20 protein-coding genes are annotated in these 26,532 nt (G+C 33.9%); 6 read left to right on the forward strand and 14 right to left on the reverse strand.

Annotated features, from left to right (window positions below; translation table 11 throughout):
* Positions 1-154: 154 nt before the first annotated feature.
* From Q0829_RS25500 to Q0829_RS25525, 6 genes are all read right to left on the reverse strand, one after another.
* Complete coding sequence (locus tag Q0829_RS25500; protein ID WP_298321430.1) at positions 155-310, reverse strand: hypothetical protein; 156 nt, start codon at positions 308-310, stop codon at positions 155-157.
* Between the two features lie 38 nt (positions 311-348).
* Complete coding sequence (locus tag Q0829_RS25505; RefSeq protein WP_298548393.1) at positions 349-534, reverse strand: hypothetical protein; 186 nt, start codon at positions 532-534, stop codon at positions 349-351.
* 345 nt (positions 535-879) lie between these two features.
* Entirely contained in the window at positions 880-1,041 is a 162-nt protein-coding gene (locus Q0829_RS25510) for a hypothetical protein (RefSeq protein WP_298548395.1), read from the reverse strand.
* 19 nt (positions 1,042-1,060) lie between these two features.
* The gene (locus Q0829_RS25515) at positions 1,061-1,393 is read right to left on the reverse strand and encodes a hypothetical protein (RefSeq protein ID WP_298548397.1); all 333 of its coding nucleotides are present in this window, start codon (positions 1,391-1,393) and stop codon (positions 1,061-1,063) included.
* A gap of 32 nt (positions 1,394-1,425) precedes the next feature.
* Positions 1,426-3,609, reverse strand: a complete 2,184-nt coding sequence (locus Q0829_RS25520) for a peptidase domain-containing ABC transporter (protein ID WP_298548399.1) — start codon at positions 3,607-3,609, stop codon at positions 1,426-1,428.
* Positions 3,610-3,680: 71 nt separating this feature from the next.
* Positions 3,681-4,850 carry an HlyD family efflux transporter periplasmic adaptor subunit gene (locus Q0829_RS25525; protein ID WP_298548402.1) on the reverse strand — a complete coding sequence of 390 codons (1,170 nt, stop codon included), beginning with the start codon at positions 4,848-4,850 and terminating at the stop codon, positions 3,681-3,683.
* 526 nt (positions 4,851-5,376) lie between these two features.
* On the opposite strand from Q0829_RS25525, the gene Q0829_RS25530 reads away from it, so the two are divergent.
* The 3 genes from Q0829_RS25530 (at position 5,377) to Q0829_RS25540 (ending at position 9,675) form a co-directional block, all read left to right on the forward strand.
* Complete coding sequence (locus tag Q0829_RS25530) at positions 5,377-7,083, forward strand: AraC family transcriptional regulator (RefSeq protein WP_298548404.1); 1,707 nt, start codon at positions 5,377-5,379, stop codon at positions 7,081-7,083.
* A gap of 178 nt (positions 7,084-7,261) precedes the next feature.
* Positions 7,262-7,441 (forward strand): hypothetical protein, encoded by a 180-nt coding sequence (locus Q0829_RS25535; protein WP_298548406.1) that lies wholly within the window; start codon positions 7,262-7,264, stop codon positions 7,439-7,441.
* A 74-nt stretch (positions 7,442-7,515) separates the two neighbouring features.
* On the forward strand, positions 7,516-9,675 hold the full coding sequence (locus tag Q0829_RS25540) for a prolyl oligopeptidase family serine peptidase (RefSeq protein WP_298548409.1): 2,160 nt from the start codon (positions 7,516-7,518) through the stop codon (positions 9,673-9,675).
* 237 nt (positions 9,676-9,912) lie between these two features.
* On the opposite strand, the gene Q0829_RS25545 is transcribed toward Q0829_RS25540, so the two are convergent.
* From Q0829_RS25545 to Q0829_RS25570, 6 genes are all read right to left on the reverse strand, one after another.
* Positions 9,913-10,062: a hypothetical protein gene (locus Q0829_RS25545; protein ID WP_298548412.1), complete on the reverse strand. Its 150-nt coding sequence runs from the start codon at positions 10,060-10,062 to the stop codon at positions 9,913-9,915.
* Between the two features lie 185 nt (positions 10,063-10,247).
* Complete coding sequence (locus tag Q0829_RS25550; protein ID WP_298548415.1) at positions 10,248-10,691, reverse strand: hypothetical protein; 444 nt, start codon at positions 10,689-10,691, stop codon at positions 10,248-10,250.
* The gene (locus Q0829_RS25555) at positions 10,688-14,824 is read right to left on the reverse strand and encodes a DUF6443 domain-containing protein (protein WP_298548417.1); all 4,137 of its coding nucleotides are present in this window, start codon (positions 14,822-14,824) and stop codon (positions 10,688-10,690) included. The genes Q0829_RS25550 and Q0829_RS25555 overlap by 4 nt, the downstream gene beginning before the upstream one ends.
* Positions 14,825-14,837: 13 nt before the next feature.
* On the reverse strand, positions 14,838-18,524 hold the full coding sequence (locus tag Q0829_RS25560; RefSeq protein ID WP_298548420.1) for an RHS repeat domain-containing protein: 3,687 nt from the start codon (positions 18,522-18,524) through the stop codon (positions 14,838-14,840).
* 300 nt (positions 18,525-18,824) lie between these two features.
* Entirely contained in the window at positions 18,825-19,394 is a 570-nt protein-coding gene (locus Q0829_RS25565; protein ID WP_298548423.1) for a sigma-70 family RNA polymerase sigma factor, read from the reverse strand.
* Positions 19,395-20,063: 669 nt separating this feature from the next.
* Positions 20,064-20,555: a hypothetical protein gene (locus tag Q0829_RS25570; protein ID WP_298548425.1), complete on the reverse strand. Its 492-nt coding sequence runs from the start codon at positions 20,553-20,555 to the stop codon at positions 20,064-20,066.
* Positions 20,556-20,875: 320 nt separating this feature from the next.
* On the opposite strand from Q0829_RS25570, the gene Q0829_RS25575 reads away from it, so the two are divergent.
* Positions 20,876-22,600 (forward strand): helix-turn-helix transcriptional regulator, encoded by a 1,725-nt coding sequence (locus tag Q0829_RS25575; RefSeq protein ID WP_298548428.1) that lies wholly within the window; start codon positions 20,876-20,878, stop codon positions 22,598-22,600.
* A 111-nt stretch (positions 22,601-22,711) separates the two neighbouring features.
* Here the strand turns inward: Q0829_RS25575 and Q0829_RS25580 are convergent, their stop codons facing one another.
* Positions 22,712-24,250 (reverse strand): Rne/Rng family ribonuclease, encoded by a 1,539-nt coding sequence (locus Q0829_RS25580; protein ID WP_298548432.1) that lies wholly within the window; start codon positions 24,248-24,250, stop codon positions 22,712-22,714.
* 291 nt (positions 24,251-24,541) lie between these two features.
* Positions 24,542-24,832 (reverse strand): HU family DNA-binding protein, encoded by a 291-nt coding sequence (locus Q0829_RS25585; protein WP_024768281.1) that lies wholly within the window; start codon positions 24,830-24,832, stop codon positions 24,542-24,544.
* A gap of 131 nt (positions 24,833-24,963) precedes the next feature.
* Between Q0829_RS25585 and mutY the strand changes: the two genes are divergently transcribed.
* A complete protein-coding gene (gene mutY / locus Q0829_RS25590; protein WP_298548434.1) occupies positions 24,964-26,016 on the forward strand; it encodes an A/G-specific adenine glycosylase in 1,053 nt (350 codons plus the stop codon).
* A 43-nt stretch (positions 26,017-26,059) separates the two neighbouring features.
* Complete coding sequence (ssb, locus tag Q0829_RS25595) at positions 26,060-26,521, forward strand: single-stranded DNA-binding protein (protein ID WP_298548436.1); 462 nt, start codon at positions 26,060-26,062, stop codon at positions 26,519-26,521.
* Positions 26,522-26,532 lie beyond the last annotated feature (11 nt).

A 26,532-nucleotide genomic window follows, 5' to 3' on the forward strand; every position in this document is an offset into this window, starting at 1 on the left:
TCAGCTGCATCTACAATTGCATCGTGTATAGCTTCACCTACAGCGTGTCCTGCGTTATAAGTTTCTTCACTTCCACCATTGATTTGTACTAATTCGTTTAGATTTAATTCTTTCATGATTTTTAATTTTATATGTTAATATTTAGTGTGATATTTTAGTTTCCGAATAATCCGTCAAAGAAACCTACTACAGCGTCAGCTGCGTCTACAATTGCATCGTGTATCGCTTCACCTACAGCGTGTCCTGCGTTATAAGTTTCTTCACTTCCACCGTTGATCTGTACTAATTCGTTTAGATTTAATTCTTTCATGATTTTTAATTTTATAAGTTATTATTTAATGTGATATTTTAATTTCCTGTCAATCCGTCCCAAAAACCTTCGACAGCATCTACCGCGTCTCCAACAGCTTCTACTACAGCATCAGCAGCATCAGATATAGCGTCAGCGGCATCAGTTAACCAATTTCCACCTTCAATTGCGTGTAACTCAAGATTGTTTAATTCTTGAACTCCAAAATTTTCTAAATTTTTCATCTTTAAAATTTTATGATTAATATTTGTATAAGCTGTCAAATTGTTTTGGTGCACCTGTTTCGTTTTGACAATGTAAAAGTAGGTTTGGGTAATCTCATTAATTGAGAGTGTATATTTAAAAATGTTAAAATTTGTTAATTTCCTGTGTTTTATGTGATAGAAACTGATTTTTAGGGCTGTTAGATACAACAATACAGTATCACGGAATTTTCGAAAGTATTTTATATGTAGATGAAATACTTAGAGGATTAAATTTTTAAAATGCGATAGTGGATATATTTAAGGCATAAAAAAAGGGAGCTGTAGAAAACAAACTCCCATTTTACGAATCAAACTTAATATTTTTTAAAACCAATTAGATATTTCAGCCGTAGTATCATTTAGATCGATGTCATAATCTTCTGAATACATCATCACATCAGAAATTACCGATTGGAGTTCTGGATCATTTACAAGTTGATCGATTTGTTGATCAAGTAATCTAACTTCCTTTTCATTTTTCTTCATGAGTTCTTTTAGATTTTAATTATACCGTTTTTAGATATGGATAGTTAAAACCAGGTTCCATTAAAACTCTTTGGAAACTTCCTCCACTGATTTCCAGGACCTCTTCTCCTTGAAGATCCCTTGTATAAAAACCAAACTTAAAGCTGACCTGTTCTTCATATACATAACTTTGTAATCCAATATCAAAAACTATTGGAGCGTTTAATCGTTTCATCACTTCAAAAACTCTAAATAATGAAGCTTTTGATATATCCAGTCTTCTGGCCAGCTTTCGCGGGTTTCCAGTTGCTTGTAATCGTATTAATCTATCTAATCGTTCTATTAATTCTATTTGTCTTTCTATTTTTGTCATGATTCGAATGTTTTATTAAAAATTCCTTATAGTTATGCCACTGCATCTATTTTATTGATGTAATCTAACGCTGGCATTTGTTGCTGCCACAGCTGATAATACTTTTCTTTGCGTTGATATAGGTCTTGATGATTTCCTTCTTCTAATACTTCCCCTTTTTCGAGTACTACGATTTTATCGGCTTCGATTACAGTGCTTAAACGGTGTGCAATGACTATAATGGTTTTGTTTTCAGTTCTTAGATTCTGGATAGTATTTTGTATATAGTTTTCGGATGCACTATCCAGAGAAGATGTTGCTTCGTCAAGTACTAATATTTCGGGCTTTTTATATAGCGCTCTGGCAATGGCAATTCGCTGTTTCTGTCCTCCGGATAAAGATGCACCGTTTTCTCCTAAATAGGTATTAAAACCATTTGGTAAATCTTCAATAAATTTTAAAATTCCAATATTTTTACAGATTGTAATAATTTCTTCCATATTAGGATTGAACTGACCAACAGCAATATTTTCTATGACATTACCGGCAAAAAGATCGATTTGTTGAGGTACAACACCAACTATTTCTCTGAGGCTGTTATTGTCTATGTAACGTAGGTCTTTATCTCCGATACTAATAATACCACTTCGGATTGGATAAATGTTTTGTAGTAAAGACATTAGTGTTGATTTTCCGGAACCACTTTCACCAACAATAGCGGTTAATTCTCCTTTGTTTATGGTAAGGTTAAATTTTTTGAAAACTTCTTTTCTGCTACCATATCGAAAAGCAACGTCAGTAAAAGAAATATTTCCAACAGCTTCTCTATTCAGTTTCATTTTATTTTCTGTCTCCTCTCGTTCTAAATCCATGATTTCAAAAAGACGGTCCGCTGCGATCAGTGCATTTTGTATTTGTTTGTTTGCTCCAACCAAGCTAGCTACAGGTCCAGTAAAATATCCAACAATGGCATAGAAAGACATCAGTTCTCCTGCGGTGATTTCTCTTTCGATTACAAAAAAGGAACCTGACCATAGTAAAATGATGATAAATAATTGAGCAATGATTCCTGTTGATGTTTTAGAGAACACAGAGTTCAATGCGGATTTATATCCTGTTTGTAGTAAACCAATGAATCGGGTTTCGGTTTTGATATTGGCAAAATCCTCCAGACCAAAACGCTTAATGGTTCCAACAGAGGTTATAGATTCTACTAGTTGGCTTTGCAAATCTGCTCCTTTTTCCATCACTTTACGCTCAACTTTCCTATTCAATTTATTCATGATATAATAAATACTTGCATACAATGGTATTACACATAACATGATTAAAGCGAGTTTCCAGTAATAGAAAAACATTAATCCAAATGAGAAAAAGAGTATCATTATATTAACGGTAAGCGATAGCGCCACTCCATTGATAAAATTCCTGATCTTGACTGCATCTCCAATTCTAGAGGTGATTTCACCAACTCTCATAGTGTCGAAGAACTGTTGTGGAAGTTTTAGTAAGTGTTTATAATATCCTAGAATCAATCTGGTATCGATTTGCTGGCCAGTTTTGATTAGGAATACATCCTTAAAAACACCAATAACAAACTTCAAAGCCAATAACCCTAGCATAATAACACCTAGCAGATTTAGTAGTTTGGTGTTTCCGCCTACCAACACATAATCTGTTATTTTTTGTATAAATATAGAAGTAGAAAACCCCAGTAGCGTGTATACAACTGCTCCTACCAATGCTTGGAAAACTATTAGTTTATGAGGCTTTAATAAATACCAAAATCGTTTATAGGAAGAGATTTTTTGATTTCCTTTTTCAAAATTTTCATTTGGAGATATAAGTACTAATACGCCTGTCCATTCTTTTTTGAATTCTTCATGTGATTTTTTATGCATTCTCCCATCTCCAGGATCCATCACAAGAACGTATTTTTTTGTTACTTCGTAGATCACCACAAAATGTTGAAGCTTTCCTCTAACAATTAAGTGGGCGATTGTCGGTTTAGGAATTTTTGATAAACTTTCAAAATCTCCCCGAACACCTTTTGCGGTAAATCCAATTTTCTGAGCGGCTTCCATAAGTCCCAGTATATTCGTCCCTTTTTGATCGGTACTTGCATACTGTCGTATTCTAGCGATTGGAAGTTTTAAATTATAGTGAGCAGATATAGATGCCAGACAAGCAGCTCCGCAATCTGTAATATCGTGTTGTTTGATTTTAATTTTTGCCATTTTGTATAGATTTTTAGTAGTTAGTATCAAGTTTATAATTGCTAATGCCTTTGTACTTACCACTTTTTATTTTATTGTTCAATTTGTGCGATGGTTGGACTGGATGGATTCAACCAATCATCTACTTTATCGTAGAGCAGATCAAATAGTGTTCGTTCTGTTAGCTGAAATCGAGCGCTTAGGGTCATTCCTTTATTAAAATTTCCTTTAAAACCATTTTTAAGTTCCAGATGTTTTTGATCTATGGCGCAGCGAACCTTAAAAACTGGTTGATTGTTGACCAGATCTACGTCTTTGCTGATGTCCAGGATTTTTCCGGTAGCCAATCCCCATTGATTGTAGTTAAATGCATCTACCTGAAAACTTACATTCTTTGCTTTGCTTATCAGTCCGATATCAGATGGGGAGAGGTAACATTCTACTATTAAACCAGTATCTGGAGATATTTCCGCAATAGGAGTGCCACTGATGATCATGCTTCCGGGTTCTATACCTTTTACACTCTTTAATATACCATCAATAGGAGCAGTGATCATATATTCTTTTTGGTTTTGGACTATCTGGGATACACTACTTTCTAACTCTCGTAACTGAGCAGAATAATCAGTAAGCATGGTCTGCCAGGTGTTTTTTTGCTGTTTTCTGTATTGCTTTAGATTGGTTATAGATAATTGATGTTCAAAATCGCTATTCTCAAATTCTATTTTGGCAATTACTCCTTTTTTATATAGTTTCTGATCCCGTTCAAAATCTATTAAGGTTTTCTCGTAACGTGTTTGTAATTCTCCTATTTTTTGAGTGTAATACAAGTATTCTTTTTGATAGCGAGCTGATTTTATTTTTAGGAAAATTGGATTAGAAGTATTGATTATATATTCGCAATCAGTGATGAACTGTTGGATTTCTTCAATTTTAGAGGTAGAAAACTGTATTTTCTGATCCAGGATTTTTTTATTGGTCATTAATAGGGTGTCTCCTTTTTTTACTATTTGGTTATCTAGTAGATTTACAAATACTACCTTACCAGATTGTAGTGGAGTGATAGCAATACGTTCTTTACTAGGTTTAAGCATGCCACGAGCAGTAGTATAAATATCCACTTTTATAAAAGGTAACAGAATCAACACGATCAGTATAGCAACCAAAATCAATCCATAAATTATTTTACTACTGTTCTGATGTTTAAACTGGTGTACCTCTACCGTATTTTCGATTATTTCTTTAGGAAATAGTTGTTTCATGTTTTGTGTGTTTGCAGATTAATAAATCAATTGATATAAGTATATCATAAATTCTACGAGATGATGAACGAGTTTTGTGAGTAGTGTGATCATAATAAATGAATTATTGATGTCTCAAATATAACTTCGATAAAAGCTTAGTAACAAGGGAACTACATCTGCATTCGGGAAAACAGACCCGTTATTCGCGGAATCCAGACTAGGTTTTTTTAATGTAAACAACTGGTTAATTGTTATTTAAAAAAAAGGATAAGAAAACTTTACAGAAAAAGGAAAGTAGTATATTTGCACCCTACTAAAAATGTAGACTAATACCCCTTCTAACAAAAAAACTTACAAACTCAGTATGTAAACCCCTTTTAGAAAATAGAAGGGAAAAAATATACTGATATTGCAACTACTTTATAGCATACATACGTATGTTGGTGTATATAATGGATGGTATCTTTATATAAAACCTAAGAGCTATAGGGTGTTTGGCAAGTGTTACTAATAGTTTTTTAATAAAGAAAATATCGTTCACTTAATGATAAAAAGTTACTTCAGTATAGTTTTATATATAGTATTCGTTTTTTTTCAGAATGTAAATGCTCAAAATGATGAATTATCTAAAGATTCGTTGACTACTAAGAGTTATTTAGAATTGTCTAAAAGATTTGATCAATACAAAAAAGATATTGATATATCTAAACGATACGCAACTGCCTTTCTTGTTAAAGCAAAAACAGAGAATAACATCATCAAGCAAGCGGATGGATACTATATGCTCGCTAAAATTGTTGATAAACCTCAAGCACTAAGATATACAGATAGTATTATTGATCTGACTAAAGAACAAGATGATTTTACATATCCTGCTGAAGCTCATTTGTTTAAAGCAAGATTGCTTGGGGTAACTGGTCGTTACAGACAAGCAATGGAGGAGTTAGTAGAGGCTAATAATTATGCAAATAAAAAGGATAATTTAAGTCAACAAGCTAGAATTAAGTATTTTATTGCGATTTTAAAAAACAATCTTGGAGAGCATGAAGAAACTCTAGAAATATTTAAGTCTTTAATTAGATATTATGAAGAAAAGAATGATGATAACGAAAAGTATAATTATCTAAAAACTTTATATGCATTGGGAGATGCTTATAATAGAAATAAAAAATATGATTCAGCATTTGCTGAAAATTTTAAGGGAATCCGATTCTCTCTCTCTCTTAAAGATAGTGTTTTGTATAGGAGATTTCTGTTGTCTTCAGCAATTACGCACTTTTACATTGAAGAATATAATGCATCAATTGATAGTATTAAAAAATTCAAAAGTTTGAAAAATAAGAAAACCGATAAAATACTATCTATGCTTGCTGATCTGTACATAGGAAAGAGTTATATTGGTTTGAACCAACACGAAAGTGCTTTACCTTATTTAATTAATGTTGATTATGAAATATTTGAGAATAACAGATTTTCACCTGACTTAAGATCTGTTTATGAAAGTCTAATTGTTGTACATAAGAAATTAAGTGATGAAAAAAAGCAACTTTACTATATTAATAGATTATTAAGTTTTGATAGTATAACTGATCAAGATACTAAAGTCTTGTATAAGAAAATTAACAGTGAATATTCCACCCCAAATTTGTTATTAGAAAAACAAGTAATTATAGATTCTCTAAAACAGAACAGTCAAAATAGGAATATTGTCATTGTTTTTTTAGTAATATTCTCCTTTGCCTTACTGTTGTTTCTTTATTTTAATAATAAAAAGAAGAAGATCTATCAACGAAGGTTTCAGGAAATGTTTGACGAGAAAAAGGAGACTATTCAAGTAATTACAGAACCCGAAGCCAAAAAACAAGATCAAGATATTGGAATATCAGAAGATATCGTTTCGGATATTCTCAGAAAACTAGACGTTTTTGAGGAGAAACATGAATTTTTACATTCTAATATTACCGTAAGTTCTTTATCAAAAGATTTAAAGACAAATTCTAAATATCTCTCCAAGACCATTAACTTCTACAAGCAAAAAAGTTTTAGTAACTACATAAATGATCTTAGGATTCATTTTGTAGTTGAAAGGCTAAAATCCGACACGAAATTTAGAAAGTATACGATCAAGGCGATAGCTAATGAAAGTGGTTTTAATACAACAGAGGCTTTTTCTAAATCCTTTTATAAAACTACGGGTATCTATCCTTCCTTTTTCCTTAAACAATTAGAAAAAAAAGAAGTTCATAAGTGATTAGATTTGTTTTTGAGACCGTGAAATAAAAGTCTGTAAAACAATGAATTAAAAAAGCTATTCCTTAAAAACAGACTCTGTATTCCTGAAAACAGACAAGCAAACTGATAGGAAGTAGTTTTTTTCTACCATAAATAAATACATTTGTTCCACAATCACTTTTCAAAAAAAATCACAAATGAAAAAATCACACATCAAAAAAAAGCTTACACTAGAAAAAATGAACATTGCGAAACTTAATAATTTATCTTCTATACGAGGAGGAAGTATTATCAATATGATGGATAGTATTAACTCATTGAATAATGAAGATGATGACAATGATGATAGCAGTACTATAGATACTTGGGGAGGCTGATTAAAGCTCTATAATAAAGATCTAAGACTTAAGGTATAAGTTTTAGTGAATTTAACCTTTTTAGATTCAAACCTATGATCAATAAATGCTTAATTGTATTATTTATTAGTATTATCCTTTTAGGATGTAAGAAAAGTATGAATATACTTCCTGAACAAAAATTTAAGGAGAACTACTTTGGTGAAACGATTGAAGATCCTTACCGTTATGCAGAGAATCTTAATAATTCTGCCGTACAGAAATGGATAAAGAATCAAAGTGTAATTGCTGAAAACTTGTTGGATAAAATTCATAAACGTCAATATTTAATAGAAGAGCAAACTAATTCTGATGAGAAAAATGAATTTGTAATTTCTAAGCTTAAAGTATTAGAAAATGATAAATATTTTTATCTAAAAAGGTTGTCCAATGAAAATGTTCCCAAACTTTATTATAGAAAAGCTTTTTCCGAAAAAGAACAGTTACTATATGACCCAAAGGATTTTAGATCAGATTCTGGAATTGAATATGTAATCAATTACATTAGACCTAATTGGGATGGATCGAAGGTCGTAGTCAGTTTAACTTCTAAAGGGAAAGAAATTTCAGAATTACTTATAGTTGATGTTAGTTCTGGTAAAGTACATCCAGAGATATTAGAAAATGCCTGGCCTTCTGCCGCCGGAGGAATACAATGGTTACCGGATAATAAAGGCTTTGTATATGTCTATCATCCTGTGACCGATCCTAAGGCTAAAGGCTTTCTTAAAAATATGCAATCTGTTGTATATCGATTGGGAGATAAACCAGAGATACTAAAAGTTATATTATCAAAAGAGCTTAACTCCGAATTAGCAATAAACGAAGAAGATTTTCCAGTAATTTCTATAGAAAACCCAGATGCTCAATACATATTGGGAAAATTGACTGGAGCCTATAGTTATTACGACGCTTATTACAAGTCAATAAATAATATTAGCTCTAAAGAATGGAAACCATTGTTTACAAAATCTGATAAAGTAAAAAGTATTAAGATTAGTGGAGATTCTGTTGTGTATAGAACTGCTAAAGATGCGCCTAATTTTAAGATCTGCATGACATCGTTGATTAATCCCGACTTTAAAAATCCGCAGGTATTGGTGGAGGAATATAAGGATAAAGTTATTACGGATTTTGAGTTAACCAGCGAGGGTTTATACTTTGTGACCAATACTAATGGAGTGAAAGCTGATTTATATAAACTGGATAATGCAACTATAGAAGCAGTTCAACTTCCTCAGGTATATGGTAATATTAGTATCAGTTCTTTAGGTGCCACACATCCAGAATTATGGATCAATGCGAGAGGTTGGATCACCAATAATAAAAGATACCTTTATACGTCAGAAGGGCTTATTAATCAAAGCTTACAAGAGGATGTACATAACGATAAATTAGATAATATAGTCGTAGAAGAGATAGAGGTAACAGCACGAGATGGAGAAAAAATACCTTTATCATTGATATATAACAAGGATCTTGTAAAGAATGCTAAAAATCGTGTGATGATGGATGGCTATGGTTCTTATGGAATATCTATGAAACCAGGATTTTCATTGAGACGATTGTTATGGGTCATGGAAGGAGGCGTATATGCGATAGCTCATGTACGAGGAGGAGGAGAAAAAGGAGATGCCTGGCATAAAAGAGGTTATAAAGCTACGAAATCGAATACTTGGAATGACTTTATTGACTGTGCGGAATTTTTGATTGATCGTAAATATACCAATCCAGATCAATTAGCTATATGGAGTGGTAGTGCGGGCGGTATTATGATTGGTCGAGCTATTACAGAACGACCGGACTTATTTGGAACGGCAATTGTGGAATTTGGCTCTTTAAATATGCTTAGATCAGAAATGAGAGCTAATGGCGCGAATAATGTTAAGGAATTTGGTACCATTAAAGATTCATTAGGGTTTAAAAATTTATTAGAAATGGATGCATACCATCATATAAAAGATAAAGAAGACTATCCGGCTACCTTATTGACTGTAGGTTTAAATGATCCAAGGGTTCCTGCTTGGTTTTCTGTAAAGTTTGGTGCTCGTATTCAAGCTGCAAATACTTCGGAAAAGCCTAATTTTTTATTAGCTAACTCAGAAGCAGGTCATGCGCAAGATGATACAAAACTAATAGAATTTACAAGGTTTGCTAATATCTTATCTTTTGCTTTATGGCAAACGGGTCATCCAGAGTATCAGCCAGAAAACTAACTGAAAAATAGTGTTGTTGTAAATTGTACGAATAACAAACAAAACCCAGCTACAAATCAATGTAACTGGGTTTTATCTATTTATATTTTTACTGTTACCCGGCCAAGCTTTGATGCTACTAGTTGCAAACTAGCAGTAGTATACTATGCCCGAACGGGGGTAAACTACTATCATATTGTAGTAGCTTTTTGCTTTCTCTTTTTATTATTTACTCTTACCTGTCAATCTTTCAAGCCACTAGTCACAGACTAGCGGGAGCGAGGGATTAATGGCATTTACTATTTGTTCAGGTGTGGCAGTAACTGAAACATGTCCTGATGGTAAACCAGGAAGATCCCCATCAACACTTACACTTCCTTTAGGTAATTTAGATGTATCTACAGCCATATATGGCGTTGCTTGTATATAGCAAATTTAAAATTTGTAAATCAATAAAAGAAAAGAGACTGCTACTACAACAGTCTCTTGATGCTATTTAAGTTTCTCACACTATATCTATACCTCACTCTTACGCATCACGGAAAATATTTCCGCGCTATCATATCTGAGCGATCGGGTTTTCGTTTTTTTAACTATTTATGTGAATCTTCCCCTATTATCATTTTAGTTGTTTCTAAATAAGAAGGATCGTAGTCTATTAAAATAAAGGTCTTCCCTGTATTCTTAGAAATTTTTTGAAAATATTGTTTTAAAAAAGAGACTCCGTCGTAAGACAACCCGACTAATCCAAAAACAACAAAGTCAAAACCTTTCATTTCAGTACGAATCAAAAATTTAAGAAAATCTCTATTGTTTATGTTAATATATTTATCAAGCCCTTCTTTTATCAATACTTTTTTATGCTTTCCAATATATGTTGGCAGTAAGATAGAATCGTAAACTTTAGATAAAGCGTTTATTACAATTGATTTATTGTTATTTTCAATTATTAAATCAGAAATAAACTCATTATTGGTTTTAAAACAATAAACCTTACCTAAGTCTACTATTGTATAAATGTTTTTGTCTGTTATCATTTTGCTATTTTTCCTATTTGATATCCATATTGAGATGCTTCCCCGATAGTAGTTCTGGCTGCTTGTAATACTTTATCAACAAACTTATAATTACCAGTTTCAACGCCATATCTTATTGCTGCATACATCCTATGGTTACCTCCCGTCATTATAGTTCTACCGCTTTTATCTAATAGATTAGATAAACCTTTATAATTATTGAAGGTTCCATTGCGCATTTGTTCTAAGTACTTTTCACCTGTTTCTCTAAAAAAATGTTGCTGCCCTCTGAATATATTCCTACCTTTAGCATAAGCATTCATACTATTCTTAATAGCATGATATGCATATTTAGCCTTAACCCATTGGTAGACCCATTTTCCTCCTTTGACCACCTTAATCATTGCCCATTCACCAACTATTATAGATGCAAGTTCTCCAGCGGCCTCATTCTTTTCTCTTTCATTTTGAGCAATATCAGCATCTGTAGGGTTATATGGATCATTCCCATTCAAAAAGGCAGTCCTTGATCCTCCATTGTATGCCATTCCATAAAGCTCTCCTGTACCCATTTCCTTTACATCCTTTTTTTGGCTTTTCTTTTTCTTCTTCTTTGGATCTGTATCATCATCACTTGAATCATAAACAGTAATCATGTCATTAGAACTTAACGTATGCCAATTACCATCAAAATCCTGTAAACTTGTTTCTCCATCAGCCCCCGAAGGATCAGCCCAAAAAACTGGATTGTTATCAAAAGCATTATAAGGAGACATTGAGTGGTGTGTAACAGGATCAATCCCTGTCCAACGAGCAATCGCAGGATCATATTTTCTAAGATCCATACTAAGCATATTTATACCTAATTCATTTTCTTCTTCAACACCATTAAACCCATACTTATGCTCTGATACAATCTGCGTATTATATCCTTGATGGCGCATCCCAAAAGGATAATAATTTTTCTCTTGCATGATTTCATGTGCATAATCATTATCACCATCTACATCGGCATTGTTTCTAAGGATATCGATTTTCCCATCATTGTCTCGGTCACTATAGGAGAGCCTTATATTTCCTAAATGGTCTTTGAGTTGGTATACATAATCAAACTCACCTTCTCCATTAGGTTCTATGTATCCTTCTGCGTGGTTAAAGAACTTAAGTTGTCCGTTTTCATACACATGGTTACCAGCATATTCAGTTGTTAAAGAACTTCCTCCAGAGACGATCTTTTTAAGTTTGGTTCCAGTGGCGTCGTAAATATAGCTAATATTTCCTGTTCCTTCACTATTAGAAATCGCAACAGTATTAGGTAAGTTTAAATGATTATAAGCAATACTAGATATTCCCTTATTACGATCGATTGTCATATTACCATTACTGTCATAGATATAATCATCATTGGTATTGGTTCCGTCTTTAAAGCCTTCATTTTTATAACTTGATGTAATAGCTTCTCTTACTTTTAAAAGCTTGTTATTAGAATACGTATAATAAAGTTCATCAATGGTTTTAATAGCTCCTCCTCCAGGTCTTCCATTTCTGGTGATTCTTCCGATATTTCCATTTTTATCATAGGCAATCCCCCACATACTATAAGCATCTCCACTCATTAAGGTCGAGCCTTTTAAACTATTTGCTCTGGTAATTCTATTTAAATCATCATACTGATAAGAGTAGGATCTTTTTACATTATCGTTAGCAGTTTTCCATATGGTTTGCGATATATTTCCGTTATAGAGTTTTGGTACATTATAATAGCCTTCTACTTGATCATAATGAATCTTAAAGGTAAATAAATCATCACCAATATTATTTACATCATTGATGTCTGTTAGCCACCCACGTACATTATAGGCATAATCTACCGTTTGTAGGGGAGCCTGCTCTGCATTCCCTACTTTTTTACTTTCTAACTGTCCTAAATCATCATACACATTATGCGTAATTAACTCTTCTGCAAAGTTATTGATTTGCTGTTTTTGGGTTACTAATCTCCCCATATGATCATAGATAAATTTATCTGTGGTAACAATAGCCGCGTTACTACCTTTGGTATGGGTTGTTTTTACAATTTTAGGTTTACCTGTAAAATCTAATAAGGTTTCTATCTTATCCGTAGTATTCAAATAATCATTTCTACTTCCTGTCCAGATTACTTGTCCTTTGGTATCATATCCATATACTGTAGTGATCCAGCTATTGGTTCCTAACACTCTTACTTTGGACCCTGTTGGTAAGCTCTTTACGTTATTAGTAGTAGCTATTCCATACACTGAAGTAGGCTTATTCATTCCATCTCTATCGAAGGTATAGTTATCATAATAGTTGATGGTAAGAATATCTAAGCTTGCTATATCATCTGGATATGTATTTGCTGAATAATATAAAGGGGTGTTACTTATAGTATTATTAGGGCTTGTTACTTTGGTTTCATAATGAGAATTAGTGTCATTAAGTTCGAACTGCATTTCTTCTCTTGTCGCTGTATCATCTAATAAACCTGTGTATACTACACGTCCTAAAACATCATACCTAGTAAACAACCATTTATTATCGTTCCTTAAATTTGCATGCTGTGTCATTACCGGTTGATCTAATTTATTATATACAATGTATTCCCAACCTTTACCAGGTATTTTCTTTTCTACCAATCGGTTTCTATGATCATATTTGTATTGGTATCCCAATTCATTGAGTTCTGTAGTAGATACTCCATTACTCACTGTGATCTTAGGAGGGATTACATAGGTAAGATTCCCAAAATCATCATACACATAATACGTGTCATGAGCTACACCTGCATTGTACGTTCTTTTTAGAATAACTCTGCCGGATTTATCAGTATATTCTCTGGTAGTGTGATTATCACCATCACTACTTTTCCAGTTTTCATCTTTGGTGATATTTACCAAAAGTTCATTTTTTGCATAATTACTAACTTTCACTAAAGAAGGAGCTTCGGTATTACCATTTGTAAAATTCACTTTAAAATAGACTATGCCATCAGCGATGGTATTTGCTCTTCTATCTAGTTTTATGGTATGATCGTCTCCTGTAGCTTTTGCTATCCAATCTAATCCCGGTGCAGCCTGTTTTAATGGTCTACTTAATGGAGATTTCTCAACAATCGTTTCTGAATAGGGATTGGTGGTATTCTGATACTTTGCGGTATTATAAAACTTATTTAATTTGGTCAAAGGATCAGTATAGATTGCTCCGTTCTGGGTCTGATCTGATGCATATGGCAGGTATTCTCTTGGCTGTCTTCCTAGCTCATCATACTGATAATGAGTAATGATATCTTTTGGTTTGGATTGTATTATCAACTGATTTATAGGCGCTCCATTACCATCTATTTGCGTCAATACCGGATTCCAGAAATACTGTTTTACATTAACATCAGTAGCATAATACAAATAGTTTCTAAATCGAGCAGTAGTGGTATTATTTCTCCATTTATAATCAGTTCCATTTAACACTTTGGTACCATTGCTATCATAGACGCCACTGATGCCACTATTACCACCTGTATAGGTATGTGGATGTACTACGCCTACTAATAAGTACCATTGGTTCAGGTTTGGCATATCGCCTGACCAGAAATAAGGATTGTTATTAGCAGAACCACTAAGATTATTTACATTTTGAGTACCGTGATAGGTGGTTCCATCCTGTGATCCAGTACGTTTTACCCAAACGGTGTAGCGATAAGATACGTTTTTATCTACTGGGATATAATCGGTATTCCATCCTCCATCTGCATCTCTATTGGTATCATTTCCACATTTCCATAATAAAGACTGTTCTCCAAATGGATTAGCACCAAAAATACGCTCATTATCCGAAGACTGACCATTCATATTAAACAAAGGAGTGTGTCCTCCGCCTAACGTCCAATCACCTGTCCAATTCAAGATATTGGTGCTTTGGCCTTGTCCACCTGCTCTAAGGGCTATGGACTGCTTAGCTCTACCCAATCCATCAGCATAGTTTACCGATACGATCTTGTCACTCTCCAGTACCTGATCCTGTTCTCCTTCTTTTACCTCTTTTTGATATGCGGTAGTCTTTATATAATTCTCTGACTGTGTCTGTGCACTGACTATTGTACTGACTAGTACAGTAATCACTAAAAATAAATTTTTCATCTTCATCACTGTATTAGTTGTTTTTATAGTGGTATTCATTTTCCGATAGAATATTTCCATCTCCGTCTTTTACGTTTACTAATCGATTAAATCCATCGTACTCATAATACATGGTATATCCTTTTGGATCTGTGATACTGGTGACCCCAATCATCGGATCATAAGTATAGGAAGTAATCAGTGCATTGGGTACTGCCTCTCTCAGCTGATCCAAGGTTTCTCTCAGAGCACCTTCTTTACCTGCATATCCAATTGTGTTGTCATCATCCTGGTTGGATTGCGATTGTATCGTTGCTAAACGAGAAGTGATCTGACTATAGGTAGCATTTTCTATCTTGGCTACAGGATATTTCCCTTCATATCCCCAGATATAAATACTAGATGCTCCATTGGTTTGTGATACTTCCAGCGGATTCCCTTTGGTATCATATTGATGATATCGCATACGCGGTTCCAGGGCTGTAGTGCCTTTACTGGTATATATAGTTTCCGGGAATACCTGTTTTTCGGTTCCCCATAACTTATAATCTGTTCTTTGTTTTGCCAGCAGCGTATTGGTCGATCCCTGTTTGGTATACTGCTCTACTTGTAAAGGCATCCCAATACGATAGGTATCGATCATTACATCAATAGCTTTGTTGGCATTAAGAGGTAAGGTACCAAGCGCTGCCCTATCCTGAGGATAATACATTTTAGAGATCGCTATCTCCCCATTGTTTTTGGTAGTTTGCGTACGTGTCATTTGTTTATGGGTATCGTTATCATAGAAGTATTCTGTTTTTTGCTCTATGATCTGATCCTCAAAAAACTGTTTTTCGGTTTTTGATTCTAATCGTGTCCATACAGGTGTTAAGCGATACTTGTTAGCGAAATACTTGGTATATGGCCCTAATTCTCCTCCTGCATCACAAACGCCAAATAGAGAATTAGGAAGTGTGATGTCAATAGTATAGGTACCATTTCCGTATATTTTTTTCTTACAGGCTTGGTGGGCAATCGCTTGCGGGATCATAAAGACTCCGTTGTGTGGCATGGTGGTACTCAGGGTTTGTTGTGAGTAGCTTTGCGAACTTTGCTGCACCATTTTTCTTTGATCGTTATAATGGGTAGTTGTTTTTAGTCTTCCGTTTAGATGGTATCTGGGGAAATAAGGGCGGTTTGCCACTGCTACACCATCATCCTCATTATAAAAACTATAGACAGTATGCCCTTGATATTGATTGTTTTTAAATCGTATTTCAGAAACATCGGTATAAGCAATATTGTATTTTGCTTTTGGAGCCAAATTACTGCTATAAAACTTGTACAAATTCACATCAGGTACATTGACACCATCACGTACAAGACCATTATGTATTTCTACATCAGAAAAGAATAGTTTTTGATGCACCACTCCGGAAGAAGCATAGTTACCTTCTATAATACTAGGAGTAATTACTCCATTTTCAGGCAACGTATTATAATAATAATACTTAGCCAATACATCATTAGAATTTTCTGAAGGTTTGTCTTCTGTTTTAACCAATCGTAAACCTCCTATCATATTGTTTCTGCTTATCTCCTGTTCTACCAGCAGGTCATACTGAACATTCAAAGCTGTATTAGCATTTCCATTGACTAGTAAAATGCGATAATCTCCTTCTTCTAATTGTAAAATAAAATCACTGTCAGGAGTCGTACTGAAGTATACAATCTTTGGATTGGTAGCAGGATTACTGGTCATAATATCACAATAGGTGAGTGGTTGTTCTCCGGTATCACAGATGGTATAGGTATCACCGGTTACTGTTGTAGAACATCCATTAGGTTGTAATCCAAAGTCAGGACACGGACTCGTTACACACTGCCCTGTTCCTATTCGAGATTTATACACACAAACAAAGGTGACTCCATTATCAGCTAATGGATTGCCAGGATCATAATTGTTGAATGTGGCATCAAAAGCAATTGCTTTGTTGGCATTTAAAGCATCGATCGTAAACCCACCATTGGCAATATTCTGAAGGTTATGTAAGTATTCGATATCATCAATATTAGGGCAATCATTGAGATCATTGGTACTTGCTATAGGGTTGTCACTTCCTCCCTGAACCGCAGTGGTGTATCTTTGTAGATTAATTGTTCCCTCTTCTTCTAAAGGACCGCTATGTCCATTAAAAAAGAATTCGGTGCTTCCTCCGGTAGGGTAGGTAATTTTTTGTAGCGTTCCGTTAATTGCAAATTGAGGTTTAGATGTACGGTCAGACCCTGGGAAGTCATAATCTAATCTGGTCAGTCCGTATTGTTCGTTAAAAAGGAACCTGTTCCCCACCACATTCGTGATATGTGCTCCTCCACCATTATAATATCCCCAAAGATCCATATAATGAGAACTTATATGAGGAAGTTGTGTTGGGTTAAAATAGTCAAAACGATGCGTTTTCTCTTTAGGAGTTGTAGGTGATGTATTAACAGTTCCTTGATCACTAAACACCTCAACCTCACGAATGGCATCTAGTTTTAGACGTTTATCACCTGCTGGATATATCCCAGAACCGGATTCTGATACGAAATATGAATAATCCAGTTCAAAGGCTTTTATAGTCTGACCTAAAGTATTATAGGCATTGATACTTGTAATCGCAGACTGCCCAAGCAAATCTTCTCGCTGCAGACCACTTCCAAAATCTACGGCTAACTTACCATTATGAAAAATAGCTGTTGGGTTAAATTGTTGGATCTTATAGATCGTTTGTTTATGTTGTGCTACAATTTCTTGTGTAAAAACTGAAGAATTCACATTTTGATAAAATTGAACAATATGGTCTAAAGGCAACCGCTGATTCTCTGCATAGTAGGCTCCATTCCCGTAATAGTAGTTAATGACATCTTCTTTATTGGCCGTTTCTATCTTGGTTACATACCAACTGGAGATATATTCTGCGGTATATTCGTTCTGTTGGGTGCTATAGGATGTATGGGTGAATTCTGCTTTAGCAAACTCATAGCGCGTTCCCTGGGTATCAGTAATAATCCAATTGGTGATCTGATCTCCTAACAGGGTATAATCAATTTTGACTTCTGGATTGTCAATACAAAAGATTTGATATTTTCCATTTTCAGTTACATCGTAATTAATCCCAATGGTTCCCGATAGTCCATTAATAGAAAAACTAAAGGTATCTGCCTGGGTATCGATATTATTCATACCATAATTGGTTAATAAAGCATCGGCAGCATCCATCGCCTCTACGGTAGAAAAAGTACCCATATATGCATTATTGTAGGCTGCATCAAGACCCGCTCGAGTGCCTGGGTCTGTAATTTTAGCATAGGTTCCATCCGCTTGATCAGGAAGTCCATGTACCTGACGAGAAACTACCCCGCCATAGTTTAGATTCCATCCCAAACCAACCTTAGTGGCTAACTGGTTCACCTTGATCCCAGAAGCATCATAGGTCATTGATATGGGTAGTGAAATACTTTTACCCGAAATCTCACAAATCGGAATCGAAATATTAGGAGTACCCGTATATTGATTTAATGGAACATTTCCATATTTAATAAAAGCCTGGGCTTCTGGAGAGTTAGGAATCGTAACCGATCTGGAAAGCTCTGCTGTATAATCAAATGCAGTAGTGCCTCCACCGCTATCGCCAGTCTGCGCATATCCCAAACTTGTAATCAAAAAAAGTGTGAGAAATAATGAAATGTTTTTCATAAAAAATACTATTTAAAAATTGTTGCCTTACTTATTTTTTAGATGGATACCCCATCAACTTCTTAATATGTTTAAGAAATTTTCTAAGGTGAATTCCGCCTCCCTACTTGTACGTGTCTTAGGAAAGAGAAATGTTACCTCTGTTTTTGATTTTTTTTTGAGAATTCTATGAGATATGATTTTTTGAGATTTTGACTTTGGACTTCGAAACCTGTCCATCTATGAATGAACCTCAGTTCTCAAGGGTTCACTTACTCATCAACTATATAGTACTCATTACTTTGTACTCCATACTAACTACTAACACACTACCAATTCTCCATATATAGGATCGCTCTGTACCATCTTGTGTAAACGTTCTTTTATGATGCATTTCTTTTTACGTGTATATCCTTCTGAACATCCAGTGATATTAGCAATGTCGCGATTACTTTTTTCTTCAAAAAATAGTTTTAGTATACTTTTATTAGTATTACTAAGGTTGTCAAAATGTTTGTTAAACAGGTTTTGTTGATGCTTTTTTGTAAGTGTATCTATTATAGAATCTGATGGATCTGGAGTGCTTTTTTCGCATAGTTGATAATATTCTGAAATACGTTGTTTACGTAACTGATTTCTCCACATATTTTTGCAAATTCCTATAAAATAAATATGAATAGATTTGTGTAACTCCAAGTCACCACTGCGTAGTTTATGATACAGTAATACCAACGCTTCCTGAAATATATCCTCTACATCTTCTGTAATACCGTTGTATTTTAAAATTAGTCTTCTTACTGGCGGTAAATTTCTTTTGTAAAATGATTTTAGAACGATGCTATCCCCAGCAATAATTCCATCGATGATGTGTTGATTTTTTGTGATATTCATAGTTGTTTTCCTTATTTGTTAGTGTTTTAATCTTTAAAAACAGCTCCCTACATCTCTTCCTCCTTAACCGGAGTACGGGTTTTCTAAGAGGTGCTTTTGATTCCCTTCCTTCGAAGGAAGGGCTAGGGATGGATGTTCTGAACTACTTATAAATTCCCTTTTAATTTTTGATACAAAAATCTCCTTTCGGTATCAGAAAACATCGTTTATAAAGTCTGCAAATCCGTAGTTGCAGTAGATGTATCCTGAACTTGTTTTAGACTTCGGACTGAGGACTTCAAGAGCCTCAGTCCTTTGGAGCTAATGAACTACCATATATCCATAAGTAGGTGCTCACGGATTGGAGCAGATATTAGGGGCACTTCGACAGGCTCAGTGTGACAAAATATTTTGCCTCTTGTTACTCCATATTTTGAATACAGGAAGGGGATACCCCCTTAACACACTACCGCTAGGTATTATGTTACTACCTAAAGCTGCTATGGTAAGGCTTATTGTCCCATTTCTGATGAATGTATACCCTTACGGTATGGCTTTGTGACCCTATCCGGATAGGGGTAGCCTCTTACATTTTGGTCTTTGATGCCTGATAGGAAGCCCTCTAGGTAGTTTCGAAATACCTAGAGGTACTTCTGTAAGACCCAGAGGTCTTATTATGAAGGCTTGGGGTTATTCTGATTCTTTTTTTTCGGTAGCAGCATCTCCTGTTGGAGTATTTTTAAACAATACTCGCATATCCTCATATACTGATTTGGCTCCGGGTTCATTTTCTCCGGCAAGAAAACGCATCATACGATAAAAACTTAACGCGTTCGTGTAATTATCGTGATCTAGTAAAGTTTTGGTGTCTACTAATTGTTGGGTGAGATTTTCTAGGAGTTGCACACGACCTTCTACTTGTTCGCGAGCGGTGTAATCGCTGTCAAATTCCGGTTTATCTAAGAAACGAGGAATCCAATCGGGATGTTGCTCCATATAATTTTTTGCTTTATCTACAATGAGTTTGTTTTGGTTAGCGATACGACCGTATTGGCGACGTTGATCTGGAGTAAGATTTACGGTCTTACCCTGTAAGAGTTGTCGGATACCAGCTAAATGTCCATCTAGTTGTGTTAATTCTTCTTCTGTAAAACTGATACTGATAAGGTTTTCTAATGCCATAATTTTTGTTTTTATTTGCTACTAAATTGCTCTCCAGATTCTCCCTTTTAGGGGGAGATGTCCGTTAGGATAGAGGGGGTTACTCGCTAGTTGTTCCTTGTCGTAAGTGAACTTATTAGGCTTACGTTTTGCCAAATGTATCGATGAAATTTGTATAAAAACAAGTGTTATAACCCTTAATTCATGAAAACATGGTGAGAAAATGATCGGTTAAATTACTGGAAATAAAGGGGTTGATTTTTTGTTAAGCTTACGTTCTTTACTACTACAAAAAAAGTATCTTTGAGGGATAAAATAGACTATTAATATCTAAATCTACATTGAAAACTAACACTATCACTTCCTTTTTTAATTGGTTGCTACTATACTTTTTGTTTAGTAATATTTGTTCTGCTCAGGAAACTAATGTGGTTGTACTAGATTCATTACACTCTATGAATTATGAAGAACTAGATAGTAAGTATAACACTGTAAAAAGAAAAAATCCTAAAAAAGCAATACTATACGCTCAAAGTTTCTTAGATAAAGCAAAAAAAGAAAAGAATGTGATTAAGCAAGCAGATGGATATTATATGCTTGCTAAAATGAATAGAGATACTATTGGTATTGTATATGCTGATTCTATTATCTCCCTAACAAAAGAGTTAAGAGATTATAAATATCCGGCTGAAGCATATTTGTTTAAAGCAGGACGCTTTGGTTTAAAAGGTCAGTATGAATTAGCCATGAAAGAATTGACTAAAGCTAATGCTTATGCAAATAATAATGGAAATAAAGATCAACAATATAAGACCAAATATTTTATTGCCTTGTTAAAGGATAATTTGGGAGAGTATCACGAAACTCTTGAGATTTTTAAGTCTATTGAGGAATATAATAGGAAGAAGTATGGAATAGATAGACACAATAGTTATGAGTATTTACTATCACTATATGCTCTTGGTGTTTCATTTTCCAATAATAAAAAATATGACTCCGCATATTATCAAAATAGAGAAGGAATAAAATTATCCTTAAAATCTAAGGATAGTATTTTATATGGTGAGTTTTTATTAGTATCGGGTGGTATTAATTTGTCATTAGAGAAGTATGAATCAGCTAGAGATAGCTCGTTAAAATTTATTGAATTATATAGAGATAAAATAGAGTTAACTAATATCTATATTACTACTGCCAACTTAGTATTAGGAAAAACATTCCTTAAACTAAATGAACTAGAAAAATCAATTAAACATCTAAAAAAAGTAGATTCTGTAACATTTGTATCGAAGAATTTTTTTCCTCCTTTGAGGGAGACTTACGAAATACTAATTACACATTATAAAGAAAAAGATGATAAAGAAAAACAACTGTATTATGTTAATAGATTATTGTCTTTTGATAGTGTCATAAAAAAAGATACTCGATATTTATCTAATAAAATTACTAAAGAATACGATACCCCCTTATTGCTATCCGAAAAACAGAAAATCATTACTGCTCTAGAAGCTTCAAAAAAGCGAAGTAATCACTGGATGCTTGGGTTGGTAGCACTTATTACTATTGCCATAGGAATAGCCGTTTTTAATTACCGTAAAAGAAATATATATCAACAAAGGTTTCAGGGATTGCTGGATCAGCAGTTTAAAGATCTGATACCAGAAAAAACATCCGGATATAGAAAACCACAAGAAATAGGGATTTCTGAAGAAGTAGTAAATGCAATTCTTAAAAAACTACAAGCGATGGAGGATAACCATAAGTTCTTGACTACAAATCTTACGATTACTTCTTTATCTAAACAACTAAAAACCAATCCTAATTATCTTTCTAAAATTGTGAATACGTATAAGGGTAAACGTTTTGGTCAATATATTAATGAGCTACGGATTAATTATGTGATAACCCGATTGCAATCAGACCCTAAATTTAGAAAGTATACAGTAAAGGCAATTGCCCAGGAAATAGGTTTTAATAGTCAGGATGCATTTTCTAAAGCATTTTATAAAAGTACGGGTATTCACCCATCATATTTTATTAAGGAGTTGGAGAAGAAAGAAGGGTGATTCTAATAACACTTCGACACTTGTCTGCCGTAGGGAGCAAGTTCAGTGTAACATTCAAGATAATATACAAACAAAAAAACCCAGCCTACATCAGTAAGCTGGGTTTTCTTTTTATTGTATCATTTCTCCATCTTTATCATGGAAATGATATTCTAAATACGTGTAAGCGTCTCTAGGTATAATTTTTACCCATCTTTTATGGTCAATAAACCATTTAGATCGGGCGGATGGAAATCCTTTAGTTAAAAAAGCTGCAATAAAAGGGTGCGCACTAAGCGTTAACTTTTTATGTTCTTTTTTAATTAGTTTTTCTAAATCGACCTTTATTTTATCTACTAAACCTATTGGCGCCTCAATTTCGCCATTTCCTCCGTTAGGGTTTTCCTCACGGGTTTTAATATTCATTTCTGGTCGTACACGCTGTCGCGTTATCTGAATCAAGCCAAACTTACTTGGCGGTAAAATTTTGTGCTTCGCCCTGTCGTCTTTCATCTCTTCACGTAAGTGATTGAAGAGCGTTCTGCGGTTATCAGCATTATTCATGTCTATAAAATCGACTACAATAATACCTCCCATATCTCTAAGACGTAGTTGGCGGGCTACTTCGGATGCACTGATTAGATTGACTTCTAGAGCAGTGTCTTCTTGATTTTTGGCTTTGTTAGATCGGTTTCCACTATTTACATCAATGACATGCATTGCTTCAGTGTGTTCGATTACAAGATACGCTCCTTTACTCATGGAGACTGTTTTACCAAAACTTGTTTTGATTTGTCGTTCGATACCGTGTTTTTCAAAAACAGGTACGTTAGACGTGTGTAACTTTACTATTGATTCTTTTTTTGGTGCAATTTCTTGCAGATAATCTTTGATTTGGTTGTAGAGATCTTGTTCGTCTACAACAATAGAAGTGAAAGTATCATTAAAGACATCTCGTAATATGGAGGATGCTCTATTCATTTCACCTAAAATTTTTGATGGATGGGGTGCTTTGTATAATTTTTTACACATTGACTCCCAGCGTTCCACTAGATTTTGTAAATCTCTATCTAGTTCTGCTACTTTTTTGCCTTCTGCTACTGTACGTACAATAATTCCGAACCCTTTTGGTTTAATGCTTTTTACCAGTCTTTTCAGACGTTCTTTTTCTTCTGAGGATTCTATTTTTTGCGAAATAGAAACTCTATTAGAAAAAGGTACTAAAACAATATATCTACCAGCAATCGATAGCTCTGAGCTAATTCGAGGGCCCTTTGTAGAAATCGGTTCTTTTACTATTTGTACCAATAGCGATTGATTTGATTTTAACACATCTGTAATAACACCGTGTTTATCAATATCGTTCTCAAAAGGAAAATCCTTTAGAGAATAATCTCTTAATTTACCTGTGCTTACACGTTTAATGAATTTAAGTAAAGAAGATACTTGAGGACCTAGATCATGATAATGCAAAAAAGCATCTTTCTCATAGCCTACATTAACAAATGCGGCATTAAGACCAGGGACAGCTTTACGGATTTTGGCGATAAAAATATCACCTACTGCAAAATTGCTGTCGTCTTCTTCCTTATGTAATTCAATTAGTTTTCCATCTTTTAATAAGGCAAAATCAGTAGAGGAACCAGATCTAATGATCAATTCTTTGTTCACTCTGATTAGATTTTTATCCACCTCGATATGTTCGAGACAGATGGATTAAACAAATTTTATTCACAGGAATTTTAATAATTCCGTTGAAACAAAGTCTTATAAAGGTAGAGATATAAGATACTCTATTTCGATTTCAAAGAACATTCTTAAATAGAAAAAGTAGTTAGAAAACTACTTTTTCTTGTGGCGATTAGCTCTTCTTCTCTTTTTACGCTTGTGCGTAGCTACCTTGTGTCTTTTACGTTTCTTACCACTTGGCATAGTGCGTCTGTTTATTGATTATTAATTTTTTTACTTAACTTCTACGTTAGTTTTTACACCTTCCACAAATACTTTCGCCGGCTTAAAAGCAGGAATATTATGTGCAGGTATTTTGATTGTAGTGTTTTTAGAAATGTTACGGCCAGTTTTTTCAGCTCTTGTCTTGATGATAAAGCTACCAAAACCTCTTAGGTATACATTATCTCCGCTCTCTAAAGAACTTTTTACTTCTTCCATAAAGGTTTCAACAGTTGCCTGAACATCTCCTTTTTCAATTCCTAGTTTTTCTGAAATTTTTGCTACAATATCTGCTTTAGTCATTATATTACCTATTTAGGGGTTTTTAAATTTTCAAGGGGGCAAATATAGCAATTTAAAATCCAAAATATCAATACTTAAGATGAAATTATCATCTTTTAAAGGTTTAATTTTACAAAACTTACAATTTTACTATGATTTTTCCTAAAAAACTCATTTCGTGGTACTTACAAAACAAAAGATCGATGCCTTGGAGAGAAACTAACGATCCATACCACATTTGGTTAAGCGAAATTATACTTCAGCAGACACGAGTTGCTCAAGGATTACCATATTATTTGTCATTTACCGATCAATATCCGACAGTTTTTGACTTAGCAAATGCAAAAGAAGAGCAGGTATTAAAATTATGGCAGGGATTAGGGTATTATTCCAGGGCAAGGAACTTACACACAACAGCAAAATATATTGCTGGTGAGCTCAATGGTATTTTTCCTTCTACTTATAATGACTTGTTAAAACTTAAGGGTGTTGGTGATTATACGGCAAGTGCTATCGCTTCTATATGTTATAATGAAGTGGTTCCTGTAGTAGATGGTAATGTATATAGAGTTTTGTCTAGGTATTTTAATATTGATACTCCTATTAATAGTACACAAGGTATTAAAGAGTTTAAAAAAATTGCTTTTGAGTTTATAGACCCAGAACAACCGGCAACATATAACCAAGCTATTATGGAGTTTGGAGCATTACAGTGTAAGCCACAAAATCCTTATTGTATTGTGTGTCCTCTAAATGATAGTTGTGAATCCTTAAAAAAAGGCACTGTTTCCTCCTTGCCTGTGAAACTTAAAAAGTTAAAAGTTAAGAAACGATATTTTAGTTATTTGATATTTTCTATAAATGAAGAGCAAACTATTATAAAACAAAGAACGGGTAAAGGAATTTGGCAAAATCTATATGAGTTTCCATTAATAGAAAGTGATAAAGATGTAGATCTAACTTATATAAAGGAGCAGGAAGATTTTAAAAACTTAATGGGTACCAAACCATATGATATTACACTTTATAAAGATGAATTTAAAGTTCATAAGCTATCTCATCAGCACCTATATACTCGTTTTTATGTCGTAAAAATGAATGAAAAACCAGAAATAAATGGTGAATTAGACCTAGTAGAAATCGAAAAAATTAGGGAATACCCTGTCCCGATACTATTAGGTAATTTTATAGATAGCTTTTTTTAGGTATGACGCTTTTTTATTACATTTACTATAAATAATAAAGAGTATGTCTGGAACGTTGAATAAAGTAATGCTTATTGGCCATACAGGTGATGAAGTAAAGATGCATTATTTTGAAGGAGGGAATTGTATAGGTAGGTTTCCGTTGGCAACTAATGATTCTTATGTAAATAAAACTACTGGAGATAGAGTTACTTCTACAGAATGGCATAATATTGTAGTGCGAAATAAAGCCGCAGAAATCTGCGAGAAATACCTTAAAAAAGGAGATAAAGTATATATCGAGGGTCGTCTTAAAACCAGAAAATGGCAGGATGATCAAGGAAAAGACAGATATAGTACAGAAATACAATGTACCGATTTTACATTTTTAACTCCTAAAACTGAAGGTCAGCACTCTGAAATAGTTGCAGAAAAACAACCGGCTATAAATAAGCCATTGGTTGATAACTCGCAATTGGTTTCATCTTCACCCACAGAAATGGAAGAAGATGATCTTCCGTTTTAATATGTTTAACT

The organism is uncultured Aquimarina sp. (genome assembly GCF_947492405.1).
GTDB lineage: Bacteria > Bacteroidota > Bacteroidia > Flavobacteriales > Flavobacteriaceae > Aquimarina.